We start from the raw sequence: 24640 nt of genomic DNA on the forward strand, positions 1-24640 counted from the left end.
TATGTTTGCTTACAGAGAGATTTTTGTAGGGTCAAATCATGAGGATATGGTTCTAAAATTAGCAATCTAAAGTAATGATTTAATAAAGTAAATTTTCATTCCTCAATTCCTGTTAAAAACAATTTGATAAAAAAATATTGACAAATAGAAAAGGTCACAGTATAGTAAACATATATATATAGTATGAATAAGGAGATTAGGATATGAAGATGAGCCGCACACAGAATGAGAATCAACTTATGAAGTGTTGTTGTTGCTGTAGATGTTTCTCAAGAAAAGATACAGCTTATTTGTGCGCGTTTCTATATCTGAAATCCCCAATTTTATCTTGTTAAAGAGAGAATGAATGGAAGGAAGCAGGTATGTTCGTATACCTGCTTCCTTTTTATGAATCATGATCAGGGAGGATTGGTGTTATGAATCAGAGATTATGGAAAGGGGAAGAAAGACATGGATTTTGAATTTATTCGTGGGAATGTGCCGCTTTATGTGGAAGCGGCAGGGATTACACTTCGGATCTCCTTTCTTGGGATTTTGCTTTCAACGGTGATTGGACTTTTGTGCAGCCTTGTCAAGGTTTTTAAGATACCGGTTCTTGGATTTGTAGTAAATTGTTACATTGAAATTTCAAGAAATACACCACTGCTTATCCAGTTGTTCTTTTTATACTTTGGACTTCCAAAGCTTGGAATAGTTTTAAGTTCAGAAGGATGTGCCATCACTGGTCTGGCCTTTTTGGGTGGAAGCTATATGGCAGAGGCGTTCCGTACTGGAATTGAACAGGTACCTAAGATTCAGACGGAAACAGGTTTAAGTCTTGGTCTTACGAAGTGGCAGGTATTCTTACATATTATACTGCCTCAGGCGATTGCTACGTCTGTACCTGTGTTTTGTGCTAATATTATCTTTTTAATTAAGGAAACCTCCGTATTCAGTGCGGTAGCTCTGGCGGATTTGATGTTTGTGGCAAAGGATCTGATTGGAATTTATTATAAGACAGATGAGGCTTTATTTATGCTGGTAACTGCTTATCTCATGATTCTTCTGCCAATCTCATTACTCTGTTCTTGGGTAGAAAGGAGGGTCCGTTATGCAGAATTTGGGAATTCAAGTGCTGTTCCAGGGAAATAACTTTTTAAGACTCTGTGGAGGGCTTTGGCAATCTCTTCAGATTGCCGTTATCTCCATGGTACTTTCCATCGTTCTTGGAATGATTCTTGGTATTGTAATGACTAGTCCGAAAAAGCTGGTACGGTTCCTTTGTAGAATCTATCTAGAGATAGTGAGAATCATGCCACAGCTTGTGCTTTTGTTTCTGGTTTACTTTGGAGCGGCAAAGCACTTAAATATTAACCTTCCAGGCTCCTGGGCTGCTGTCATAGTATTTACCTTTTGGGGAGCGGCAGAGATGGGAGATCTGGTAAGAAGTGCCTTACAGTCAATTCCCGTGCATCAATATCAAAGCGGTTTTGGTTTAGGTATGACAAAGCTTCAGGTTTACCGTTATGTAATCATTCCTCAGACTGTACGAAGACTTCTTCCATCTGTGATGAACCTTTTAACGAGAATGATTAAAACCACTTCACTGGTTGTGCTCATTGGTGTCATTGAGGTAGTGAAGGTGGGAAAACAGATTATTGACTCATCCAGGTATACGGTTCCAGATGCAGCCCTTTGGGTTTACGGTGTTATTTTTATCATGTATTTTGCAATCTGTTATCCATTTTCCAGAGCGGCAGCAATGCTAGACAAAAAAATAAAGGATTGATCATATGAAGCAGGAAGTAATATTAACAACAAAAAATCTTAAAAAATCTTATGATAATGAGCAGTTGGTTTTAAAAGATATGTCTTTTTCCTTAGAAAAAGGAGAAGTGGTAGTTGTCGTAGGTCCTTCCGGTTGCGGAAAGAGTACCTTTTTACGATGTCTTAATATGCTAGAGCCAATTGATTCCGGAACTATATCATTTAAGGATCAAGTCATTGAGAGGGATAGAAAAGATGCCTACACCATCAGACAAAAGATAGGCATGGTTTTTCAAAGTTATGATCTATTCCCCCATCTGACCATCTTAGGCAATATTCTTTTGGCACCTTTAAAGGTTCAAAAGAGAGAAAAACAAGAATTGATTCAGGAAGCAGAACAGCTTTTAAAGAGAGTCGGACTTTTGGATAAAAAGGATGCTTACCCACGACAGTTATCTGGTGGGCAGAAGCAGAGGGTGGCCATTGTAAGAGCCCTTATGATGCATCCGGAGATTTTACTGCTTGATGAAATTACAGCAGCTCTCGATCCAGAGATGGTAAGAGAAGTGTTGCAGGTAGTATTAGAACTGGCAAAGGAAGGTATGACCATGGTTATCGTTACCCATGAGATGGAATTTGCCAAAGCAGTTTCAGACCGTGTCCTGTTTATGGATCAAGGTCTGGTGGTTGAAGAGGGAAAACCAGAAGATTTTTTCACCTCTCCACAGACAGAACGAGCAAAACAGTTTTTAAATACGTTTCATTACGAAGCGATATAAATAAATGAAGGAGGAAATCATTATGAAAAAGAAATTATTAGGTGCATTATTAGGCGTTACATTGGCAGCGGGGCTGATTGCAGGATGCAGCGCTCCAGCAAAGGAAAATTCTAATGGAGCTCAGAGCCCATCAGCAAAGGCTAGAACACTTTCTGAGATCAAAGATTCCGGTACCATAAAAATTGGTGTATTCAGCGATAAAAATCCTTTTGGTTACGTAGATGCTAATGGAAAAATCCAGGGATATGATGTTTATTATGGAAAACGCCTTGCAAAAGATTTACTTGGAAGCGAAGATAAGGTGGAATTCGTATACGTTGAGGCTGCTAGCCGCGTAGAATACTTAAAATCTGCTAAAGTGGATGTGATTCTTGCTAACTTTACGGTAACAGATGAGAGAAAAGATCAGGTGGATTTCGCTCTTCCTTATATGAAGGTAGCGCTTGGTGTGGTTTCCCCTGATGATAAACTCATTAAGGATGCTGCTGAATTAAACGGCAAGACCTTAATTGTAGTAAAAGGAACCACAGCAGAAACTTATTTTTCCCAAAATCATCCAGAGATCAAGCTGTTAAAGTTTGATGAGTATCAGGAAGCATACGATGCACTTGCTGATGGAAGAGGGGATGCCTTCTCCACAGACAACACAGAAGTTCTTGCATGGGCAATTCAGAACAAAGGTTTCACAGTAGGAATTGAATCCATTGGAAATACAGATACCATCGCTGCTGCAGTTCAAAAGGGCAATACAGAGTTATTAGACTGGATCAACGAAGATATTAAGACTTTAGGCAAAGAGCAGTTCTTCCATAAGAATTTTGAAGAAACCTTAAAGCCAGTTTATGGAGATGAAATTGATCCGGAAAACTTGGTCGTTGAAGGCGGCCAGGTCTAAAAACGTAAATAAATTGATTGTTGAGAAAAATTGTTGGCAGGGCGTATTGACGTCCTGCTTTTTTTGCGTCATAATAACACTGTTATATAACGGTGTTATAAAAAGAAAAAGAGAGGTGATAAGCGTGCCGATAAATACAACCCGTCAGCAAATATTAGAAGTGGGAAAACAGGAATTCATGGAATACGGGTATGAAGGAGCTTCCTTAAGAAGAATCGCAAAAGAGGCCTCTGTGACGACAGGTGCCATATATGGATATTTTCCCAGTAAGGAAGCGTTGTTCGATGCCTTGACAGGTGAAGCTGCTGACGAACTTTTGGAGATGTATCAGCAGTCTCATGTGGAGTTTGCCTTACTCCCTCCAGATCAGCAGGCAAAAGCACTGGATGATATTTCAGATCAATCCGCACCTTCCATCATTAATTTTGTCTATGACAGATTTGACATATTTAAGCTTCTCTTTTTAAAGAGCAGTCCTGGCTGGTGTGACAGCTACTTAGACCAGCTAGCTCAGATTGAAGAAGCATCATGCTGGGAGTTCATGAAAGTGATGAAATCATTGGGATATAATGTTATGGAGGTTGATGCTACCTTGATCCACATCATCTCTCGTTCCTTCTTTCTTCAGTTGTTGGAATTTGTCGCTCATGATGTGCCCAGGGAAAAAGCAAATTCTTATATGATCTCACTGGTTAAATTCCAGCATGCTGGATGGAAGAAGATTATGGGGCTTTAATGCCCCATATTATTTACACATGTGATTAGTCAAAACTAACCGCACATAGCTATAATTGGTCATTTGAAAGGGGAAAAATGAAAGATAAAAGTGTAATAATGACAAAGCTCCCTGATGGTAAAAAGGTCACACTCATGACCTTTGCAGGTAGTTATCGGTATTTAACTGGACTTGGCTGCATCCTGTCCGGGATCAGTACCATAGTGGGGCTTTTGCCTTATATTTATATGTGGCTTGCAGTAAAGGGAGCGATTACCAAATGGCCGGATGTAAGAGGGAGCGGAGAGCTAGTACGATATGGTTGGCTTGCGGTAGGGGCCTCCCTTCTTGGTATGTTTGTCTATTTCCTGGCTTTGCTGTGTACTCATTTATCCGCATTCCGTACCGCTAGGAATATGAAGACGGTTTCCATGCATCACTTGTCTAGGCTTCCAGTTGGCTATATCAAAAGCCTGGGAAGTGGAAAGATCCGACGTATCATCGACGATGGTGCAGGCCAGACAGAAACCTTTTTGGCTCATCAGCTGCCTGATCTGGCTGGGGCGTTTATAACTCCGGTTGCAGTCCTTTTTCTACTATTTTTCTTTGACTGGAGATTTGGTTTGGTTAGTCTTTTACCAATGGCAGCAGGGCTTTGTTTTTTGACCCGCATGATGGGGCCTAATTCGGCGGAAGCCATGAAGCAGTATCAGAATGCGTTGGAAGACATGAACAATGAGGCGGTCGAGTATATAAGAGGGATACCAGTCGTAAAAACGTTCCAGCAAAGCATATTTTCTTTTAAAAACTTTCATGGAGCCATCTTGCGTTACAGAGACTGGGCGGTGAAGTATACTATAACCATGCGAATTCCCATGTGCGCCTATACCATGAGTATCAACGGCATATTTGCCTTCTTAATTCCAGCAGGACTTCTTCTTGTGGGAGGAAAGGCAGCAGGCGCTACGAATTTAACCGTACTCCTGGATTTGATTTTTTATATTTTGTTTACCCCAGTCTGTGTTTCTATGATGGATAAAATTATGTGGACCAGTGAAAATACCTTGAAAGCAAAGGAAGCTCTTAACAGGGTTATGGGGATCATAAATCAGGAACCGTTAAAGGAACCAATAGATCCCAAGATTCCAGGGAATGCATCCGTGGAATTTAAAGATGTTACCTTTTCTTACGAGAAAGAAAACGTACCAGCAATCAAAGGTGTCTCTTTTCGGATTCAGGAAGGAAATACGGTTGCTCTTGTAGGACCATCTGGTGGAGGAAAATCTACAGTAGCCAGTCTTCTTTCCCGGTTTTATGATGTGAACAAAGGAGCGATACTGGTAGGAGGGGTGGACGTAAGAGAGATTGGGACAGAGGAATTGATGAAGAACATAAGCTTTGTGTTCCAGGATAGCCACCTGTTTAAAGATACGCTCTTAAGAAACATTCAGGCGGCTAAGCCAGGTGCTTCCATCGAGGAAGTGGAGCGGGCTATCAAGGCGGCGCGCTGTGACGACATTATAAATAAATTCCCCCAGGGGCTTAATACCCAGGTGGGAAGCAAAGGCATTTATCTGTCTGGTGGAGAATGCCAGAGAATTGCACTAGCTAGGGCCGTCTTAAAAGATGCTCCTATCATAGTTCTTGATGAAGCCACCGCATTTGCAGATCCAGATAATGAATACCAAATACAAAAGGCCTTTGAAACCCTGGTGAAGGGGAAAACAGTTTTAATGATTGCTCACCGCCTGTCTACGATTTGTAGGGCAGACCAGATTCTCTTAATGAACCATGGTGAGATTGAGGAAGCAGGAACTCATGAAGAACTATTAAACAAGAAAGGCCTGTACGCAACCATGTGGAAAGATTATCAAACATCGGTTTCCTGGAAAGTAGGTGAATCATATGAGTAAATATTTACAGAGAATATTTGCACTTAGCGAACAAGGTGGGAAAGATCTGGCAAAAGCATCGGCTGCATGTGCTCTAACAAACATTGGCTTTATACTCCCTATGTCACTTTTTGTCCTTTTACTGGATCAACTTCTTAGTCCGGTCCTAGGCAAGGAAGGGCATCAGATGGGGCTTATGGGGTATGTAGCTCTTAGCATTCTTTTTCTCCTCCTCATATTTATCCTTCAATACATTCAGTATAACAAAACCTTTCTTGCTTCCTATAAAGAAAGTGCCAATATGCGAATTCACCTGGCTGAAAAGCTTCGAAAGATTCCGCTTTCCTTTTTTGGAAAACGTGATTTATCTGATCTGACTACTACTATTATGGGGGATTGCGCGTGGATGGAGACTGCCTTTTCCCATTTTATTCCGGAGTTAATCGGGGCGTTTGTTTCCACTGCTTTTATCGGTTTAAGCCTTATGGCTCTGGACTGGAAAATGGGGTTATCCATGCTTTGGGTGGTTCCTGTGGCCTTTTTGCTGTCAGCCGGAATCAGGCCATTCATTGACCGGTTGGAGCGAAAGCAAAGAGGGGAACTGCTTATTGCATCCGATGGAATCCAGGAATGTATTGAGAACATCCAGGATATTAAGGCAAATAACCAAAGGGAGGATTATCTCCATGGGCTGTGCAAAAAACTAGTGGTTGCAGAATCCAATACCATTACGGTGGAAGTAATTAACGGAATACTTGTCACATCATCTCAAATGATATTAAAAATAGGAATGGCAACCACGGTTCTTTGCGGAAGTTATCTTTTGTCTAGGCAAAAGATTGGTCTTATGACATTTATGATATTTATGATTGCGGCTACCCGTATCTATGGCCCCCTGATTGGCTGCCTTAATAATCTGTCCGCAGTATTTTCCACTATGCTTCGAGTAGAGCGAATGAGGGCCATTGATGAGCAGGAAGTACAGACAGGGGCAGAAGAGATCTCCTATGATGGTTTTGATATTGCCTTTGATCATGTGGGATTTTCCTATAACAAAGGGGAGCCGGTGTTAAAGGATGTATCCTTTCAGGCGGCCCAGGGACAGGTGACCGCTCTGGTAGGTCCCTCCGGTGGAGGAAAGAGTACGGCGGCCAGACTGGCGGCGAGATTCTGGGATTTGAATGGGGGTAAAATTACCATTGGTGGAGTAGATGTGAGCACTGTGGATCCTGAAAGCCTTCTAAAGAACTTTTCCGTGGTATTTCAAGATGTAGTGCTGTTTAATAATACCATCATGGAAAATATCCGCATAGGAAGGAAAGATGCCACAGACCAAGAGGTGATGGAGGCAGCCAAAGCCGCAAGGTGCGATGGCTTCATAAGCCGACTTCCAAAAGGGTACGATACAAGAATTGGGGAAAATGGCTCAGTCTTATCCGGTGGAGAGAGGCAGCGCTTATCCATTGCAAGGGCATTATTAAAAGATGCGCCTATCATACTCCTTGATGAAGCAACGGCTTCTCTTGATGTGGAGAATGAGTCTATGGTACAGGGAGCCATCTCCAATTTGGTACGTAATAAGACCGTATTAATCATCGCCCACCGGATGAGGACAGTTGCAAAAGCAGACCGGATCATTGTGTTAAAGGATGGTCTGGTGGCAGAGCAGGGAAGTCCAAAGGAACTATACGAAAGAAATGGAATATACCGCCATATGAATGATCTTCAAAGCCAAAGCCAGGACTGGACTCTATCCTAGGCATAAAAGTGGGCTATGGGCCGTTTTCAAACCGGATTTTCTGGTATCTCAATTCGGATGCTGTTTTTTAAGTATGGAATGCTGGTAAATGTTATCTCCACAAGATCCCCATAGCAGGTATGGAGTCTTTTATAAATATTGTGAAGGCCAAAATGGTCTTTAAATTCAGGATCTTCCGCTCTCATAAGAGCGGAAGCCTTTTTAATATCAATGCCATTTCCGTTGTCTGAAACCTCAATCTGCATCCGGTTGTCCCCAACAGGGGTTATTTCAATGGTGATCTGAGGCGGAACCGGTTCGAATCCGTTTGCAAAACCTTTAAAACCATGCTTAATACAGTTTTCGGCAAGGGGCTGTAAAAGCACCTTCATAATCATTACATTTTTTAGGGAAGGGTGGATTTCAGCGTTAAATTGTATGCCAGAAGCCGAATGCCGGTTCATAATTTCCATATATAAGGTGACGTGTTCCACTTCCTTTTCTATGGTTACAAATGACTTTCCAACGCTCAGCGTGGTCCGCAGATACCGTCCAAGGCTTTCAAGCATGCCACCGGCTGTCTGCTCATGCCCATTTAAAACTTGAAAATGAATGCATTCCAGGGTATTGTAAAGAAAATGTGGGTTAATCTGTTCAGACAACATCTGAATTTCTGCCTGGGCCTTTTTTCGTTCCTCTTCCTTGATTTGTTTAAGCTGTAGTTGAATGGTGTCGTACATCCGGTTCAACTGGACACCTAAAAGGCTGATTTCGTCTGTATGGGAAAATTCAATTTTTTCTTCATAAGATTTGTCATTGATTCGTCCGATGATTTTCCCCAGGACTTTTATATTCTTTGTCAAAAGGTTGGAGAGGGCCAAGGAAAGAAGGGCAGCGGCTAGGAAGCAGGCCAGCCACACCAGTATAAAAAAAGAACGAAGCTCCTTGATGTCTCCGATTAAAGCAGACTTCTTTGTCAAATGAATAACTTTTAAGTTGCAAAAAGGAACCGATTCCTTCGTAATTAAAAGCTGATCCTTCCCCATTCTGACGCTTCCGTCTGACGTGGTGTTCTCTTTCTGGACCCAGTCTTTTACTTCCCTCAGAAATGCATCCGGGTATTGATCCTTTACGATATCCAGAGGATATCCGTTTTCATCAGCCAGGTACATGCAATAAGTATAACGATTTGACATTCGTTCAAAGTAAGCACGTATCTGTGTGGTATCAATCATGAGGATGAAGCGTGCCTTGCGGTTTCCTGGCTTATCTTGGTAAATCAGGCTGCCGGAGGTTACATTGGAGGAAACCGGATAGCAAATTGGAATGATGCCTCCCTGGCCAAAGGTTAAGTTCTGACGGTTGGGCAATACCGTTATGCGTGATGAAGCCCAGATATCCTCAGGGAAAAGTTCAGAAAAGTGATTGGTGATGCCCAGAGAAGAGGGGCTGAATACAATATTATCCTCTCCGCAAATAAGGACATTACTTACCAGATCGTGATTTTGCAGGAATGGCTCAGTCAGCGCTATGGCGCCGGAAAAGTATTTGGCATATCCTGTAAAATTCCGGTTGTTAATATCATATATCATGCTAGGAAAAGGAGCGTTTACCAAAAGGTGGTTGGTAGCGGTGGAAAGAGAGGTTAGCTGAGAAGAAAGTGAGGATCCAGCCATATGGACAGAGCTTTCTGCTTTTTTCATTACCTCGGTGGTGTTTCTCTTATAAAAATAAGAATAGGAGAGCTGGCCTATGAGAAAGAGAGCTACAGAGGTAATGAAAATCATTACAGTCAGCAACTGGTAACGGACCTTTAAATTGGCAAACCGTCTGATCATTGGCGGCTCCTTTCTTCTAACGTATACTGTTTTTGAAAATCCGTAGGCGTAAGTCCGGTTCTTGCCTTAAATGCTCGGCTGAATGAACGGTAATCTTCATAGCCCAGTAGTATAGAAACCTCGCTGGGAGAGTGTTCAGCAAACTTTAGCTGTTCCTGGGCATAGTTAATCTTTAAATCCAGAGTATAGTCCCTAAAATTCAACTGAGTTTTGTTCTTAAAATAAGTACTGAAATAGCTTTTGCTTAAGCCCAGATAAGTGCATACATCCTCAGTTCTTGGATTTTTTAACAGATTCTTATTAATATAATCAATCGCTTTTTCGATCAAAGGGTCACTTTTTACTGCCCGGTTTACGGATAATTCATCGGCAAATGCGCAGAGAATCCGGCACATAAAGTTTCTGATCTCATCAAGTGAGTTTAAACTCTGCAAGGTGGCAAAAGAGTTGCCGGTATAGCTTTTTGGCATCCCATCTAAATATTTGGATAGCTGGCTTTGTAAAGTAATTACCAGATAATTGCACATGCTAAAGAGATAGGAAGGCGGAGGCGCAGGTGTGTTTAAAAGCTGGTCTAAATACCCATTTAAATTTGACCGGATATCCTCTGGATTATCCCTTAAAATGGCATCCAGAATATCATTTCCAGGCATGATGATGGGCGGCTGATCCATATTAAACTCTCCAGATTCCAATACAGGACCTGCTTTGGGATAGATATGCCAGGTAATGGTTTGTCTTGCATCTTTAAAGGAGGCAGGTAAGCCTAAGAGGGAAGGAACAGGCTGTCCGATTGCCGCCGCAATCTGGATTTTTCCTTCCGCTTCCGTTCTCATTTGTATATGAGTTGCTAGTGTTTCTTTCAGGGTACTGCCATCCGGAGTTGTGAATGGTAAATTCACCAGCAACAGAAGTCCAGTCGGAGGATACTCTGCTGTCAGCAGGGAAGAGCCGGTTAAAGATTGCTCCAGGGAGTTCTTTAATTTAATAAGGCAAAGACTGGTTTCTGGTAATTCCTCACCGCCTGGATTTGATGAAAACGCCTGGATTAAAACGATACAGCTCTCCTTATCCCGTATCGGAAGAGAGTAATCCTGGATTACCTTTTCCAGTTCCGCACTGGATAAATCCCCTCTTAAAAGCTGGGGGATCAAATTGGATTTCTGTATGGAGATCTGGGCATTCCTCAGCTTATAAAGGGTGGAAAGCCTGTCACTGTGAATGTCCCTTCTGCTCAGGATATCCTCTTTAAGGCTTAAGATCAGTTCGGTCAGTTCCTTTATGGAGATTGGTTTTAAAAGGTATTCCTTTACCCCGTATTTAATCGCTGATTTAGCATATTCGAATTCATCATACCCGCTTAATATAACAAAGGAACAATCAAATTGCTCCTTTTTGGCTCTTCGTACCAGTTCAAGACCGCTCATTCCAGGCATCTGAATGTCAGTTATTACGATATCCGGCTCATAGTAGCGGATTTTATCCAAAGCCTCGGCACCGTTTGCAGCAGTGCCGATGACAGAGATACCATAGTCTTCCCATGGAATAATAGAACGCAGGCCAGAGCGAATATCAGCTTCATCATCTACGATTAGAAGCGTAATAGTTGGAAATGGGTTCATATTGTCTCCTTTCTATAGTAAATCACTGAAAGTAAAAATGATTATAGCATTGTGCACAATCAAAAGCAAGGCAGATGTAGGTTATATGTCGATTTCAAAAAAAGTGTGACATAAATAGTAAAAAATGTGGTGTAAAAATGTAGCAAAATACATTATGATGTGTTTATCAAAAAGATAAGACGGATTAAGATGTAACAAATCAAAAGGAGGAATGTTATGAAAAGAACAAGAAAACTAGCTGCTTTAGGACTTGCCGGAATGATGGCAGTTTCAGCGTTGACGGGCTGTTCATCAGGTGGGGGCACTGAGACGAAAACAACCAATGGGGAAACACAAAAAGGTGGATCTGCCGAAGAAACAAAAAAGGAAGCGGCTTCCGGAGAAAAGGTTAAGATCACAGTATGGACCGATAACCGTCATGACCTGGATTATATGAATAAGGTTGTAGATGAATTTAACAAAACCAATGACCACATTCAGATTGATTATGTGGCGCAAACAGAAAACTATGTCAATCTTCTTACCATGGCTGCTAACTCAGGACAGTCACCAGATATTTTTTCCCAGGTAAATCCGACTGATTTTAAGAATTTTGCAGAGAGTGGCATTATACAGCCCTTAAACGAATACATGACCGATAAATTTAAAAAGGTCAATGAGGTTGATGAACATAAGTACGAAGGGTATAACGTTCAGGGAGATAAGGTTTACTGGGTGCCAGGCGGAAAGAGGAGTGGTTCCAGATTTATCTACAACAAGGAAATTTTTGATAAACTTGGGCTCCAGGTACCTAAGAAAGTAAGTGACATCCCTGCTGTTTCAAAGGCAATTACAGAAGCGGGAAAAGGTGATTATTACGGAATTATTTTCCCGGGAGCCAGCGGTCCTTTTGAGCGGTGGATCGAGCATTCTGCGGAAATGAGCGGTATCACCCCCTACAGTTATAAAGAAGGCAAATTTGATTTCACCGGATTTAAGCCATACATTGAAATGGTTCGCCAGTTGCTGGCTGACAACAGCGTATTCCCTGGTTCTTCTTCCATGAAAATTGATCCAGTCCGTGTACAGTTTTCTGAAGGTCATGTAGGAATTCACGCCAACGCATCTCAGGAGGCTACGGTTTTAACTGAGCAGTTCCCTGCAAAGATGGAATGGGGCGTTGCCCAACTGCCTACCCTTGATGGCGAGATCCGGGGAAGTGAAGCTTGTAACCCTAACACTGGCTGGATGATGAGTGCCTCCACGACTCATTCAAAGGAAGCATGGGAAGTTATTGCGTATTTTGAATCTGAAAATGTGTTAAAGGGATACCTGGAAGGCGGATATGCATTGCCAATCTCTAAATATATGGAGGAGAAGATCGACAAGACAAAGATCGGAAGAATGGCAGATTTTGCAGGCGCAGATTATGAGGCAGTGCTTCCGGTAGCACCTTCCGTGACACCAGAGGGAGAGACTTACCGTGATGCATTATGGAATGCATGTCTTCAGGAAGGCAGTTCTATTGATGAGACAATTGCCAAACTAAATAAAACTTATAATGATGCACTGGATAAAGAAGTAAAGATGGGTAAAACGAAACGCCTTGTGATCAAGGATTATGATTCTCTTCATCCAAATGCAGGCACCATAGAGTATCTGGATAAATAAGATGGCATACCGGCTGCTGCAAACAGATTTGCTGTCCTGTGGCAGCCTTTTTATCTGAATATGTAAGACAGGTACGTAATTTTATTTTGCAAAAGTGAGGAGTGTTATCAATGAATGAAAAAAAATCCATGGGACAGCGGATCAAGAAAAAATGGAACAATGGAGACATCCCCATGTGGCTCATGCTTTTTCCTACCATATTTTTTATCGTGGTGATGTCAATCTATCCGTTTGCATGGCTGATCCGTTATGTATTTTATGATTACAATGGATTTAAGGCATACTTTGTGGGACTGGCAAACTTTAATCGGGTATTTACGGATTCCATCTACTGGAATAGCGTCCTGCACACATTTGAATATGCATTTTTAAAGCTGTTGTTTGTTCTTCCCCTTTCCCTGATGACAGCGGTGCTTTTGCAGAGAAAACGGTTTGGCAGTCAGCTATTTCAGGGGATCTATTTTCTTCCTACTGTTATAAGTTCAGCGGTATACAGCCTGATCTGGTACTTTATTTTTGCCACCTATAATGGTGTACTTAACAGCTTCCTTCGGGCGGTGGGACTTATCAATGATCCCATTGACTGGCTTGGAAGCAGCAAAACTGCCATGATAGCAGTTGTTATTGTTGCTGTCTGGGGGGCCTTTGGCAATTATATGATTCTTTTGATTTCAGGGCTCACGGGGATTCCATCAGATGTATACGAGAGCGCCCAAATTGATGGGGCGAATGGAATCCAGACCTTCTTTAAAATTACCCTTCCTATGCTAGGACCGGTGCTTAAAGTGGTTATTATGCTTGCGATAACAACCGCATTTAAGGATTATGAGTCCATTCTTGTATTAACAGCAGGAGGGCCCAATAACCGTACCCATGTTATGTTTTCCTATATTTTCCAGATGGTATTTGGAACCTCACAGGCAGCTTCTCAACTACAGATTGGATATGGCTCAGTGCTTAGTATTATATCTGCTCTGATTGTCGGAATTGTTACAATCATTTATTTAAAATTCAGCAAAAGAATGGATGAGATATCCTAGAAGGGAGAGAAAGAATGGCAAAGGAAAAAACGGGTCACTCCGTAGAATCAAAAAAAACAAAGGCTATCAATGGAGTCATTTTTCTTCTCCTTCTCTTATTGGCGTCGGTCACCGTATATCCGGTGGTTTATATTGGGTTCGGGTCGTTTAAATTAAACAGTGAGTTGGTAAGCGGAGGCCTGCGGCTTTTGCCGGAAAAATTCATTCTGGATAATTACGTTCAAGCATGGAAAATAGCCAATTTTTCCAGGTACACAGCAAACAGTCTTATGATCAGTTTTGGAGTCATGACGGTTTCTCTTTTTGTAAGCAGTATGGCTGGCTATGTCTTTTCTAGAAAAGAATTTCGGTTTAAAAGCCTTATTTTCAATGCAATGGTTATGTTTATGTTCATTAATGTAGGAAGTGCAGCCCTTCGTCCTTTATTTGAACTGGCAGTAAAGCTTCACATGAACAATTCTCTTTTATCCATAATATTAATATCCGCTGGAAGCGGACAGGCTACATATGTATTTTTGATCCATGGCTTTATGAACAGCGTTCCAAAAGAACTAGACGAGGCGGCTAAAATGGATGGCTGCAGTTTCTTTGGAATCTACTGGAGAGTGATACTTCCAGTGCTTAAGCCGGCTCTTGCAAGTGTGGCGCTCTTGTCGTTTAGAGGTGGTTGGAATGAATACATTCTGCCTCTTATTTTTACCATGACCAATGAAAAACTTCGCCCTCTGACGGTAGGCGTAGTAGCGCTCCAAAATGCAGGAGATGGTGCAGCAGCCTGGAACATCCTGTTTGCAGGTTCTGCCATAGCAATTGTTCCTATTGTGTTGGTTTACATCTTTGCAAGCAGGCAGTTTATGGGTGGAATTACAGCCGGAGCCGTTAAGGGATGACAATATATAGGAAGAGAGGTAAAATAAATGGATTTAACATTGAATGAATACGGTTACATTACCAATTATCTTGTGAGCGGACGAAAAGAGACTCCCTACTCCAGTCTGGTATCGGGAAAGGATCAGCTTGCCTGCGAAAAAGTCATGCGAAAAGAGTCAATTGACCACTGCATTGTCATGCCGGAAGGAGAAATTCGCTTAGGAGAACAAAGCTCCCTTGGGATGCCTTGGGAATATTATTATACCTACGGAAACTGGTTTGTAGATAAGTCACTCTTTTATCCATTGTTAAAGAAGATTGAGCTACATGGAGCTGTAGTCCTGCATGTAGAAGAGGATTTGCAGGCCAAAGCCTGGTTATGGAGCTATGGGGCCGTTGATGTATGGGTAAACGGGGTGTACAACGGAGGTATTGAAACTCCTGTATATAAGCCGATTTCAAGAGAAGTCTTAACCCTTGACTTAAAAAAAGGAGACAATCTGATCTTTGTAAGACTCCAAAATCTTGGGGTAAGGGATACCAGAACCCTTTTTGCCATTCAGATACCAGGAGAGGAACGCAGTAAAATAAAGGTTAAGCTTCCCCATATGGAATCTGCGAAGGAGGCAGCAGCAGCGGGAGACTGGCTGTCTGGTATTGTTTTAAAAGAGGGAATACTAAAGTTCCCATCGATTGCTCCGGAAAAAACTAAAATTGTTTACGATGCAAGGCCAGTAGACTTTTCCCAATATGGCAGCAGATATTCTAGAAAGAATATATCGGGTCAGGCAGAAGAAGCCCTTGTGCCTCATAATCCTTATTTCAGTGTGGAGATAAGTACATGCGGACAGACCTTATCAAGAAGGTTTGAGCGACAGGAACTGCTTGATCCGGTATGGAGCGGGGGATCAGACCCGGATAAAAATAGAGAAAGAGTTTATGAAAGAATTGCTTCCGTTTTACAGATTCCAAGAGGAGACGGAGATAATTTTTCCATGTATCCAGTGCTTGCCCGTCGATATACAGGTGCTATTCATGCAATTGATGAAAAAGAAATTTATAAGTCCTTAGATCAGATAGAAAGCCGGAGAGATTGTTCAGATTTCCTATCCTGCGCTATGGCACGTTTCATGAAGCTCTATCCCATGGATGAGGCTATGGCTGCCCGCTGCAAAGAGGTTATGTTAAATTACCGCTATTGGATGGACGAGACCGGAAATGACGGAATGTGTTTTTGGAGTGAAAATCATTCTCTTATGTTCTTTGTCAGTGCCTATATTGCAGGAGACTGTTATCCTGAGGATGTATTTATTCGTTCCGGTAAGACCGGAAATGAGATGAAGGAAATTGCAGGAATTAGAATGAATGACTGGTTAAAGGAAACGCTTCAAGATGGATTTGATGAATTCCACAGCGGTGGTTATACTCCAATCACATTTGCTGCCCTTTTAAATGTTGTGGATTTTGGTGATGAAGAGCTTTCCAAACTGGCAGTAAAAACAACAGACCGCCTTCTTCATGATTTATCTCTTCAGACTTTCAAAGGGGTTTCTATTGCGCCAATGGGACGTGTATATAGAGAGGCACTTTACCCTTATGCTCAGGATATTCAAAGCTTAATTAATTTAATGGATCCAGAAGCTCCAGACTGGTTCAGTGAATGGGTTATATTCCTTGCTACAAGCAAGTACCAGATTCCGGTGGGGTTGAAAGCACGTATGAAAGAACCTCTTTCTCTGTGCTACGATGAAAGCAACTCCAGTATTTGTATTGAAAAAAACGCTCATTATATGATGACCTCTGTTCAGTCAAATCACAAGGAGATACCAAGAAAATGGGAGAATATCTACGGGAAAGAGGGAGTGGATATAGGTAGCTTTACTTACGTAAAGTCTTTAAATGAGTGCTTCCATGGAACGACTCAGTTTCAGCCTGGGGTATTTGGTTATCAGCAGCATATGTGGTATGCGTCTCTTGATCCGGCGGCAGTGGTATTTGTAACCCATCCGGGAGGAAGCTGCGAGGCCTGTTCAGTCAGGCCGGGATACTGGTTTGGCAATGGGATCATGCCGGCAATACGTCAGGTGAACAATATTATTTATGCCATTTACCGCATCCCAGAGAGTCACCCCATCCCATTTACTCATGTTTACTGGCCACAGAGCAGGTTCTTAGAACAGGTGATGAGGGAGGGATGGCTTGCAGGAAGGGCGGGAACCGGATACGTTGGAATTTGGTGCAGCCATGTATTAAAGCCCTATCAAGACGAATTAACTGACTGTGAATACAGGGCAGACAGCAGAGATGCCGCCTATATCTGCATTTGCGGGAGCCAGGAAGAATTTGAAACTCTAGAGGCGTTTATCAATGACTGTATCAAGAGAAATCCGGTCTATAAGGAAGGTCTTGCAACACTCCGGTGCGGCAGTGAGATACTAACTTATGAAGCTTGTGAGAACCTGACCCAGTATATTTAAGCTAGAAAAGAAGAAAGAATAAGTCGTGTTTTTTCCTATGGGTTATCTTGTAAAAAAAAGCCAAATGTGGTATACTGACCAAGTAATTTCTTTCAGAAATAATACATAAGGAGGTTATTCACATGAAGTTTTTAAAGTGTAATCATTGCGGAAATATTGTTGCTGTTGTAGAAGAAAAGGGCGGTACCATTACCTGTTGTAACGATGAGATGAAGGAGCTGGTTGCCAATACCACTGACGCGGCTACTGAGAAGCATGTCCCAGTCATTGAGCTAGATGGAAATCACGTTACCGTTACCGTTGGTCCGGTAGAACACCCAATGCTTCCTGAACACTTTATCGGTTGGATTGTTTTGGAGACAAAGCAGGGAAATCAGAGAAAGTTGTTAAGTCCAGGAGAGAAACCAGTTGCAAAGTTCATGCTTACAGAAGGCGATGAAGTGATTGCAGCGTATGAGTATTGTAATCTCCATGGTTTATGGAAAGCAGAAGCATAAACGAAAAGAGTGAAAAGCTCACAGGCCAAAGGGTCCGTGAGCTTTTTTTAAGAAGCTTTGCTTAAACGAAGTTTAGGCAAAAGGGCTAAGCCCACAGATAGGAGAAATCACGACATGAATAAGAAAGAAACCAATGAAATAAAAAAGATTTTCACCCCTGCAAACTGTACCATCACCAGAATATGTGGTTGTTATGTAGATGCAGAAAAGAACAAGAGAACTGAGATCAAGGAGGCTTTCTTATCCCTACCAGAAGATGAAGCCTTTAAATATTTTACCATTTTTAAAAGCGGCCTTTCAGGATCTGTGGGCAAAAATCTGGTTAATATGGAATTCCCCCGTTTTACGGAAGAAGAAGGTGGAAGCCAGGATTTTTTATTAAAGCTAAGGGATAGTCAGCTAAAGGATGATACACTCCTTGAGGAATTTTATGATAAGCTGATTGCAAGCTACGATTACGGAGAAAATTATTACATCGTTGTCATCCATTGCGCTTATGATATTCCAGCAAAATCAACTGATGGGATCGAGATGTATGATGCCTCTGATTATGTCTATGATTTTATTCAGTGTGTCGTATGTCCGGTTAAGCTTTCAAAGGCAGGACTTTGCTATAATTCGGAAACCAATGTGATCGAGAACCGGAACAGAGATTGGATCGTAGAAGCACCGGATACAGGCTTTATTTTCCCAGCCTATACAGATCGCAATACGGACATTCACGGACTTCTTTATTATGCCAAAAACCCAGAGCAGATGCCAGAGCGTCTTATTGATGAGCTTTTAGGCTGTGTTATCCCAATGTCAGCAAAGAGTCAAAAAGAGACATTTCAAGCGATTGTAGAGGAAACCCTCGGGGAAAACTGTGACTTTGAGACCGTGAAAAACATTCATGAAAGCCTGAATGAGATGTTGGAGGAGACAAAGGATGAGCCAGTTCCTTTTACCTTGGACAAGTATCAGATGAAACGGCTCTTAGAAAACAACGGGGCCAGCCAGGAAAAGCTGGAAGAATTTGAACAAAGATTTGAAGAGGATAAAGAAAATAAAAATTCTGGTTTCATCGCTTCCAACGTGGTCAATACCAAAAGCTTCGAAATTAAGACTACCGACGTAAGCATCAAGGTGGCTCCCGATAAGGCCCATCTGGTAGAAAACCGCATGATTGACGGACGCCCCTCTATCGTAATTGGCATCAGTGAGCATATAGAGATTAATGGCATTACCGTAAGGCCAATCGCCGCACAAATGAAAGCTCTTGAGGAAGACATCGACTAAGAAAAGAATTGGCTGGTTTCCTATTAGTAGCCAAAACGCTTTGCGCATCACTTTATGCTATGCTATACTTTAAGAAAAACAAAGAGGAAATAACAGTGGCAGATAGAACATTTGGCTGGGTACAAGAGGCTTATACCCTGGGGAATTTAAAAAATGTAGTATCCGTATTTGTGCCTGGATCGGAGATAAACCGGCTCCTTTGTACGGATAAAATCCCAAGACTTATCACGAAAAAGGATGGAAGAGATATCTTTATCAGTGAACTTTCTACGGAGGAAATCTGCATTCCCTATACCCATCTAAAAGGAAAGGGAACCCCGACTGGATATACCAGAAGCAATGCACCTTGTTCCGGTATCATTCAGGCAGTGCTTCCTGGTCAGCGTAAAGAATACCAAAGCGATTGGCCTGCAGACTCCTTTCTAAGATGGGCAGTCAGTGTGGGATTCTTAGAATACAGCAGATCAAAGGATGTCTGCTGTATTTCGGCGCTTGGGCAGGAGTATGCCATGTCTCTAGCAGGAAGCGAGGAAGAGGCTCAAGTTCTTAAAACAGCCTTCTTATCCTATCCTCCAGTGTGCAGGGTTATGACCTTATTGGGAGAAGAAGTACATCTGACTAAATTTGAAATAGGCGCCAGACTAGGGTTCATCGGTGAAGCAGGTTTTACCTCCATCCCTCAGTACATGATATTAGAGGGGCTTTTAGAGGCTAAAACAAAAGAGGATAAAACGAAGCTTTTACAGGATACGGAAGGAACCAGCGATAAATACGTCCGTACTATCTGTAGTTGGCTCATGCAGATGGGCTGGATTAGTAAGGTTCCAAAGGAAGTGACATCCAATGCCTATGGAAGTCTTTCCTCTGCAACCATACCTCAGTCCTACAAGCTAACCCTAAAGGGAAGGACTGTATTAAAGCATACCACCGGCGTATCCAGGTTTGCCAAGATTCCAAAGCGGGTTATGTGGGACATGCTTGCAACCAAGGTGGCTGACCGGGAATATTTAAGAAACAGAAGAACCTATATCATCAAATACCTGGAATGTAGCTACCGTTCTCCGGTTCAGATTAAGGAATATCTAAAGAGCAAAGGTCTTAAGGAAGAAACAGAAACCATTCTTGATGATATTAGAAGCTTTGAAAACATCGGTTTGCAGGTGAAAAAGTCAGGAGCTACATACCGGATCATGGATGAGATCCTGGGATTAGACCTGCCAGAAGAGGCAGAATTTAATTTACCTGTGAAATCGGAGGTATCTGTCTTTAAGGATTATTTGAGGACTCATTTAGCCCATGTGGACCACAGATATCTGATTTTGGTGGATCTTGGTTTTGATGGCAGTTCAGACCGGGATTATGAGATGAAGACGGCAGAACTTCTAACCACGGAACTAGGATTTAAGGGAGCAAGGCTAGGAGATACCAGAAAACCAGATGTGTGTGTGTATCATGGAAATAATGGTCTTATCATAGACAATAAAGCGTATGGAAAAGGGTATTCTCTTCCAATCAAGCAAGCGGATGAGATAAATCGTTATATTGAGGAGAATAAGGAACGAAACGAACTACTAAACCCCAACCGGTGGTGGAATATTTTTGATCATACTGTGACTCATTTTCGATTTGCATTTATTTCAGGCTCATTTACAGGCGGTTTTAAAGACCGGCTCAATCTTATCTCCATGAGATCGGGGATTTGTGGGGCTGCGATTAATTCCGTGAACTTACTTTTGATGGCGGAAGAGTTAAAAGCTGGAAGACTTGGTTATGAGGAATGGTTTGAAGCTTTTGACTGCAATGATGAGATTTCCTTCCCGTTAGACCTTATATAGCAGTTTTTAACCAATTATTTTGTACTAATTGAGAAACATTTTAAAATAGCTTGCATTCTTCCTCTAACATGACTATATTTGAAAATGTTTATAAAAATTTTATAATATACGAAGGGTTAGGAAAATGAAAGATATGATACCCCAATTTTTATTATCCATAAGGCATTATTCGAAGGAGCAATTTGTTAAAGACGTTATTTCCGGAATTATTGTGGCAATCATTGCACTGCCTCTTTCCATAGCTCTTGCCCTTGCTTCTGGTGTGACTCCGGAACAGGGGCTTTATACTGCGATTGTGGCAGGTTTTGTGATTTCCTTTTTAGGAGGCAGTAAGGTTCAGATTGCAGGACCAACCGCAGCATTCGCCTCTATTGTGGCAGGAATCGTCATAAAAAATGGCATGGATGGTCTTGCACTGGCTACGGTGTTGGCAGGAATTATTTTGGTTATCATGGGATTGCTCCGCTTGGGAAGTTTAATACGCTTTATTCCTTATACTATAACCACGGGATTTACTACTGGCATTGCTCTGACCATTTTAATTGGTCAGCTAAAGGATTTTATGGGTCTTACGTTTCAGGAGGCACCAGTGGAGACTGTGGGTAAGCTTAAGCAGGTTGTTTTATGTTTCCAAACCTTTAATCCCATGGCATTTTTGATCGGGATTGTAGCTTTGGCGATACTTGTGATCTGGCCGAAATTTGTAAAAAAGGTTCCAGCGTCTCTGATTGCAGTGGTGGTGACAGCCCTTTTTGTAAAGGTATTTGAGCTTCCGGTCAATACCATAGGAGATCTTTATACCATATCCCCTAGCCTTCCAACCTTTCATATTCCTGTTATTTCCTTTGATCTGATGAAGAAGGTTTTACCAGATGCCCTGACCATTGCAGTGCTTGCGGCCGTGGAATCCTTGCTCTCTTGTGTGGTAGCAGATGGAATGACTGGTGGAAAGCACAATTCCAATATGGAACTTGTGGCTCAGGGAGTTGGAAATACCTTCTCGGCTTTATTTGGAGGAATTCCAGCTACTGGTGCCATTGCCCGGACCGCTGCTAACATAAAGAACGGAGGACAGACTCCAGTTGCAGGTATGGTTCATGCAGGACTTCTTTTGCTTGTTCTTGTTTTCCTTATGCCATTTGCTGCACTCATACCAATGCCAGCGATTGCGGCCATATTATTTATTGTTGCGTATAACATGAGCGAGTGGAGAGAGTTTATATTTATTGTTAAAACGGCTCCAAAAAGTGATTGGTCGGTACTTATAATTACTTTCTTCCTGACAGTTGCCTTTGATTTAGTCACTGCCATCGGTGTTGGTCTGGTGTTTGCTTCCTTGCTGTTCATGAAACGGATGGCTGATGTGGCTGAGGTCAGCGGTTGGCGGTATTTAGAAGATGAAAAAGCTGGAAGTGACGGAGAGAACCTTGATTTAAAGCCGGTTCCAAGGCACGTATCCGTATTTGAAATCGACGGGCCCATGTTCTTTGGTGCAGCGGATAAGATATCTAAGGTGGTTTTAGAGGAAGGCAAACGCGTGCTGATTTTAAGAATGCGAAGTGTTCCAGCCATGGATTCCACTGCGTTAAAGAGTCTTAATAAGCTTTATTTAAATCTTAAAAAGAAAAATGTGATTTTGGTTCTTTCCCATGTGAATCAGCAACCCATGTCTATTATGGAGAAGGCTGGCTTTGCTGATTTAATAGGTAGGGAGAATTTTGCTGGCAGCATTGATGATGCGTTAATGCGTGCCTCAGGATTGTAATAGAATAACCATACATGATACAGAGAGCCGCCGGATCAACACTTCCGGCGGTTTTCTTATGTCAAGGCTTAAGAACTGAAATAATTGAAAAAAATATTGACAAGAGAAATATTAGATACTATAATAACATACATATTAACATATAAAGATAATAGGATAAAGAAAGGACGCCATACCTATGAAAAGCACAGTACGTTTGACCAGTCATATCCAATTTGTAAATTCGGATAAAGGTAGCTGTTGTTGCAAGACTGTGTGCATGTGTATGAATATGGTCTATTTTTGCATGTATTAGTCCACCTGTATCCGGGTCGCAAGGAGCAGTCAGGTACTAATATGGTACCTGTTTTTTATTACATAAAATTAACGATCCTATTACTTCAACAAAGACCAGGATTAATGCAAAGGATGCCACCATACAAATATAAATTCATATGCATGAGCAAAGGGAACCACCTGAGAGTGATTAAATCTTAACGGGAGAGAAGGTGATCCGTATATCCTATTCAAATGCTTCCCAACCTGAGAATGAGTACATCAGGTTGATTAATGAGATGGCGAAAGATGTAAAGTATGGTTCCATTACCATTACCATTCAAGATGGCAAAATGGTGCAAATCGAGAAAATAGAAAAAATCAGATTAAAGAACTGACTGGACAACCGGAGGTTCTGATATGCCAAATGAGCGTATCGGGCGAAGGTTGTCTTTTTTGTTACCTAATTTTAAGAAAGTGAGATCAGTATGGCAAACACATATTCGAAACTGCAAAATTCTCACCCATGTTTTGGGGGAAACAGAAACAACACAGGTAGGATTCATCTTCCCGTAAGTCCAGGCTGCAATATATCCTGTAAATTCTGTGACCGGAAAATCAATGACCATGAGGAACGGCCAGGTGTAACTTCCAAGGTGCTTTCACCTGTTGAAGCACTGGAGGTTTTAGAAAAAGCCTTAAAGCTATGTCCTGAAATAACAGTTGCAGGGATTGCAGGTCCAGGAGATACCCTTGCTACGGATTATGCTCTGGAGACATTTCGTCTCATAAAAGAGCGATTTCCTCATCTGATTAAGTGTATGAGCACCAATGGGCTCCTATTAAAAGAACGGGCCGACGAAATCATAGAGATAGGAGTTGAATCTGTAACTGTGACGGTAAATGCCGTAGATCCTGAGATTGAAGCAAGGCTCAACCGTTTTATCGTTTACCACGGTAAGGTCTACATAGGAATCGAAGGAGCGGCCATTCTTATCAAAAACCAGTTAGAGGGCATTCGAAAGCTTGCGAAAGCAGGTATTACTGTAAAAGTAAATACCGTTTTGGTGCCAAGTATCAATGGAGACCATATAGAGGAAATCGCAAAAACCGTAAAAGAAGCTGGTGCCAGTATTTATAATATTATCCCTTTAATTCCCCAGTCAGATCTTTCCGGTGAGGAAGCTCCGGTATGTAAGGAGATTGATGATGCCAGGACTGCAGCTGGAAAACATATCGATGTCTTTCGCCATTGCCAGCATTGCCGGGCAGATGCGGTGGGATTGCTTGGAGGAAAAGATTACGGGGATATGATTTATGAGAGAAGAGTCGCTGGAAGTGATACATTCTCCCATGGATAAGGAAAAGGCAGGAAATCATGAAGTATAAAATCGGTATCGCATCATCAGACGGTAAAGTAGTGAATTTGCATTTCGGGAAAGCAGGAGTGTTTTATATTGTGGAGGCTGACAGCGAAACAATGACTTTTCATTACAAAGAACGCAGAGAAACAAACCCTGTGTGCCAGGGACAGGAGCATGACGATATGAAACTCGATGGGCTGGCAGATAGACTCAAAGATTGCGATTACGTGTTAGTCAGCCGTATCGGAGAAGGGGCAAGAACAGCTCTGTCACGTTACAGTACCTTGGCATTTGAATTGCCGGGATTTGTAGAGGATTCTATAAAAAGGCTTCTATCCTATGTGGAAGTCCAGAATTTATTAAATGAATGATAGATAGGGGAGG

General features: G+C 41.9%; 20 protein-coding genes. 18 read left to right on the forward strand and 2 right to left on the reverse strand.

The genetic code is table 11. From position 1 onward, the window contains the following. Positions 1–450: 450 nt before the first annotated feature. The 7 genes from BET01_RS05370 (at position 451) to BET01_RS05400 (ending at position 7786) form a co-directional block, all read left to right on the forward strand. Positions 451–1131 carry an amino acid ABC transporter permease gene (locus BET01_RS05370; RefSeq protein WP_120195740.1) on the forward strand — a complete coding sequence of 227 codons (681 nt, stop codon included), beginning with the start codon at positions 451–453 and terminating at the stop codon, positions 1129–1131. Then, a complete protein-coding gene (locus tag BET01_RS05375; RefSeq protein WP_120195741.1) occupies positions 1091–1768 on the forward strand; it encodes an amino acid ABC transporter permease in 678 nt (225 codons plus the stop codon). The genes BET01_RS05370 and BET01_RS05375 overlap by 41 nt, the downstream gene beginning before the upstream one ends. A gap of 4 nt (positions 1769–1772) precedes the next feature. Beyond that, positions 1773–2525 (forward strand): amino acid ABC transporter ATP-binding protein, encoded by a 753-nt coding sequence (locus tag BET01_RS05380; RefSeq protein ID WP_120195742.1) that lies wholly within the window; start codon positions 1773–1775, stop codon positions 2523–2525. Between the two features lie 22 nt (positions 2526–2547). Then, positions 2548–3420, forward strand: a complete 873-nt coding sequence (locus BET01_RS05385) for a cysteine ABC transporter substrate-binding protein (protein ID WP_120195743.1) — start codon at positions 2548–2550, stop codon at positions 3418–3420. Positions 3421–3544: 124 nt separating this feature from the next. Then, positions 3545–4156, forward strand: coding sequence for a TetR/AcrR family transcriptional regulator (locus BET01_RS05390; protein WP_243117127.1), 612 nt, complete (start codon positions 3545–3547; stop codon positions 4154–4156). A gap of 98 nt (positions 4157–4254) precedes the next feature. Next, entirely contained in the window at positions 4255–6048 is a 1794-nt protein-coding gene (locus tag BET01_RS05395) for an ABC transporter ATP-binding protein (protein WP_120195782.1), read from the forward strand. Beyond that, a complete protein-coding gene (locus BET01_RS05400) occupies positions 6041–7786 on the forward strand; it encodes an ABC transporter ATP-binding protein (RefSeq protein ID WP_120195744.1) in 1746 nt (581 codons plus the stop codon). Before BET01_RS05395 ends, BET01_RS05400 begins: the two co-directional genes overlap by 8 nt. Positions 7787–7812: 26 nt before the next feature. On the opposite strand, the gene BET01_RS05405 is transcribed toward BET01_RS05400, so the two are convergent. Further along, positions 7813–9603 (reverse strand): sensor histidine kinase, encoded by a 1791-nt coding sequence (locus tag BET01_RS05405; RefSeq protein ID WP_120195745.1) that lies wholly within the window; start codon positions 9601–9603, stop codon positions 7813–7815. After that, positions 9600–11225, reverse strand: a complete 1626-nt coding sequence (locus BET01_RS05410; protein ID WP_120195746.1) for a response regulator transcription factor — start codon at positions 11223–11225, stop codon at positions 9600–9602. The genes BET01_RS05405 and BET01_RS05410 overlap by 4 nt, the downstream gene beginning before the upstream one ends. 216 nt (positions 11226–11441) lie before the next feature. Here BET01_RS05410 and BET01_RS05415 point away from each other — a divergent pair, with 216 nt between their 5' ends. The 11 genes from BET01_RS05415 (at position 11442) to BET01_RS05465 (ending at position 24627) form a co-directional block, all read left to right on the forward strand. Beyond that, a complete protein-coding gene (locus BET01_RS05415) occupies positions 11442–12875 on the forward strand; it encodes an ABC transporter substrate-binding protein (protein ID WP_120195747.1) in 1434 nt (477 codons plus the stop codon). A gap of 110 nt (positions 12876–12985) precedes the next feature. Beyond that, a complete protein-coding gene (locus BET01_RS05420) occupies positions 12986–13915 on the forward strand; it encodes a carbohydrate ABC transporter permease (protein ID WP_120195748.1) in 930 nt (309 codons plus the stop codon). Between the two features lie 14 nt (positions 13916–13929). Further along, positions 13930–14805 carry a carbohydrate ABC transporter permease gene (locus BET01_RS05425; RefSeq protein WP_120195749.1) on the forward strand — a complete coding sequence of 292 codons (876 nt, stop codon included), beginning with the start codon at positions 13930–13932 and terminating at the stop codon, positions 14803–14805. Positions 14806–14832: 27 nt separating this feature from the next. Continuing rightward, entirely contained in the window at positions 14833–17262 is a 2430-nt protein-coding gene (locus tag BET01_RS05430; RefSeq protein WP_120195750.1) for a hypothetical protein, read from the forward strand. A 122-nt stretch (positions 17263–17384) separates the two neighbouring features. Beyond that, positions 17385–17759 (forward strand): desulfoferrodoxin family protein, encoded by a 375-nt coding sequence (locus tag BET01_RS05435; protein WP_120195751.1) that lies wholly within the window; start codon positions 17385–17387, stop codon positions 17757–17759. 114 nt (positions 17760–17873) lie between these two features. Further along, entirely contained in the window at positions 17874–19037 is a 1164-nt protein-coding gene (locus BET01_RS05440) for a DUF4317 domain-containing protein (RefSeq protein ID WP_120195752.1), read from the forward strand. A 95-nt stretch (positions 19038–19132) separates the two neighbouring features. Further along, entirely contained in the window at positions 19133–20872 is a 1740-nt protein-coding gene (locus BET01_RS05445) for a restriction endonuclease FokI C-terminal domain-containing protein (RefSeq protein WP_120195753.1), read from the forward strand. 124 nt (positions 20873–20996) lie between these two features. Beyond that, on the forward strand, positions 20997–22637 hold the full coding sequence (locus BET01_RS05450) for a SulP family inorganic anion transporter (RefSeq protein WP_120195754.1): 1641 nt from the start codon (positions 20997–20999) through the stop codon (positions 22635–22637). Between the two features lie 488 nt (positions 22638–23125). Further along, positions 23126–23290 (forward strand): YezD family protein, encoded by a 165-nt coding sequence (locus BET01_RS21995; RefSeq protein WP_330512425.1) that lies wholly within the window; start codon positions 23126–23128, stop codon positions 23288–23290. Positions 23291–23380: 90 nt separating this feature from the next. Then, the gene (locus tag BET01_RS05460) at positions 23381–24253 is read left to right on the forward strand and encodes a radical SAM protein (protein WP_120195755.1); all 873 of its coding nucleotides are present in this window, start codon (positions 23381–23383) and stop codon (positions 24251–24253) included. Between the two features lie 17 nt (positions 24254–24270). Beyond that, positions 24271–24627, forward strand: coding sequence for a NifB/NifX family molybdenum-iron cluster-binding protein (locus BET01_RS05465; protein ID WP_120195756.1), 357 nt, complete (start codon positions 24271–24273; stop codon positions 24625–24627). The last annotated feature ends 13 nt before the right edge of the window (positions 24628–24640 follow it).

Source organism: Lacrimispora algidixylanolytica (genome assembly GCF_003609635.1).
GTDB lineage: Bacteria > Bacillota > Clostridia > Lachnospirales > Lachnospiraceae > Lacrimispora > Lacrimispora algidixylanolytica.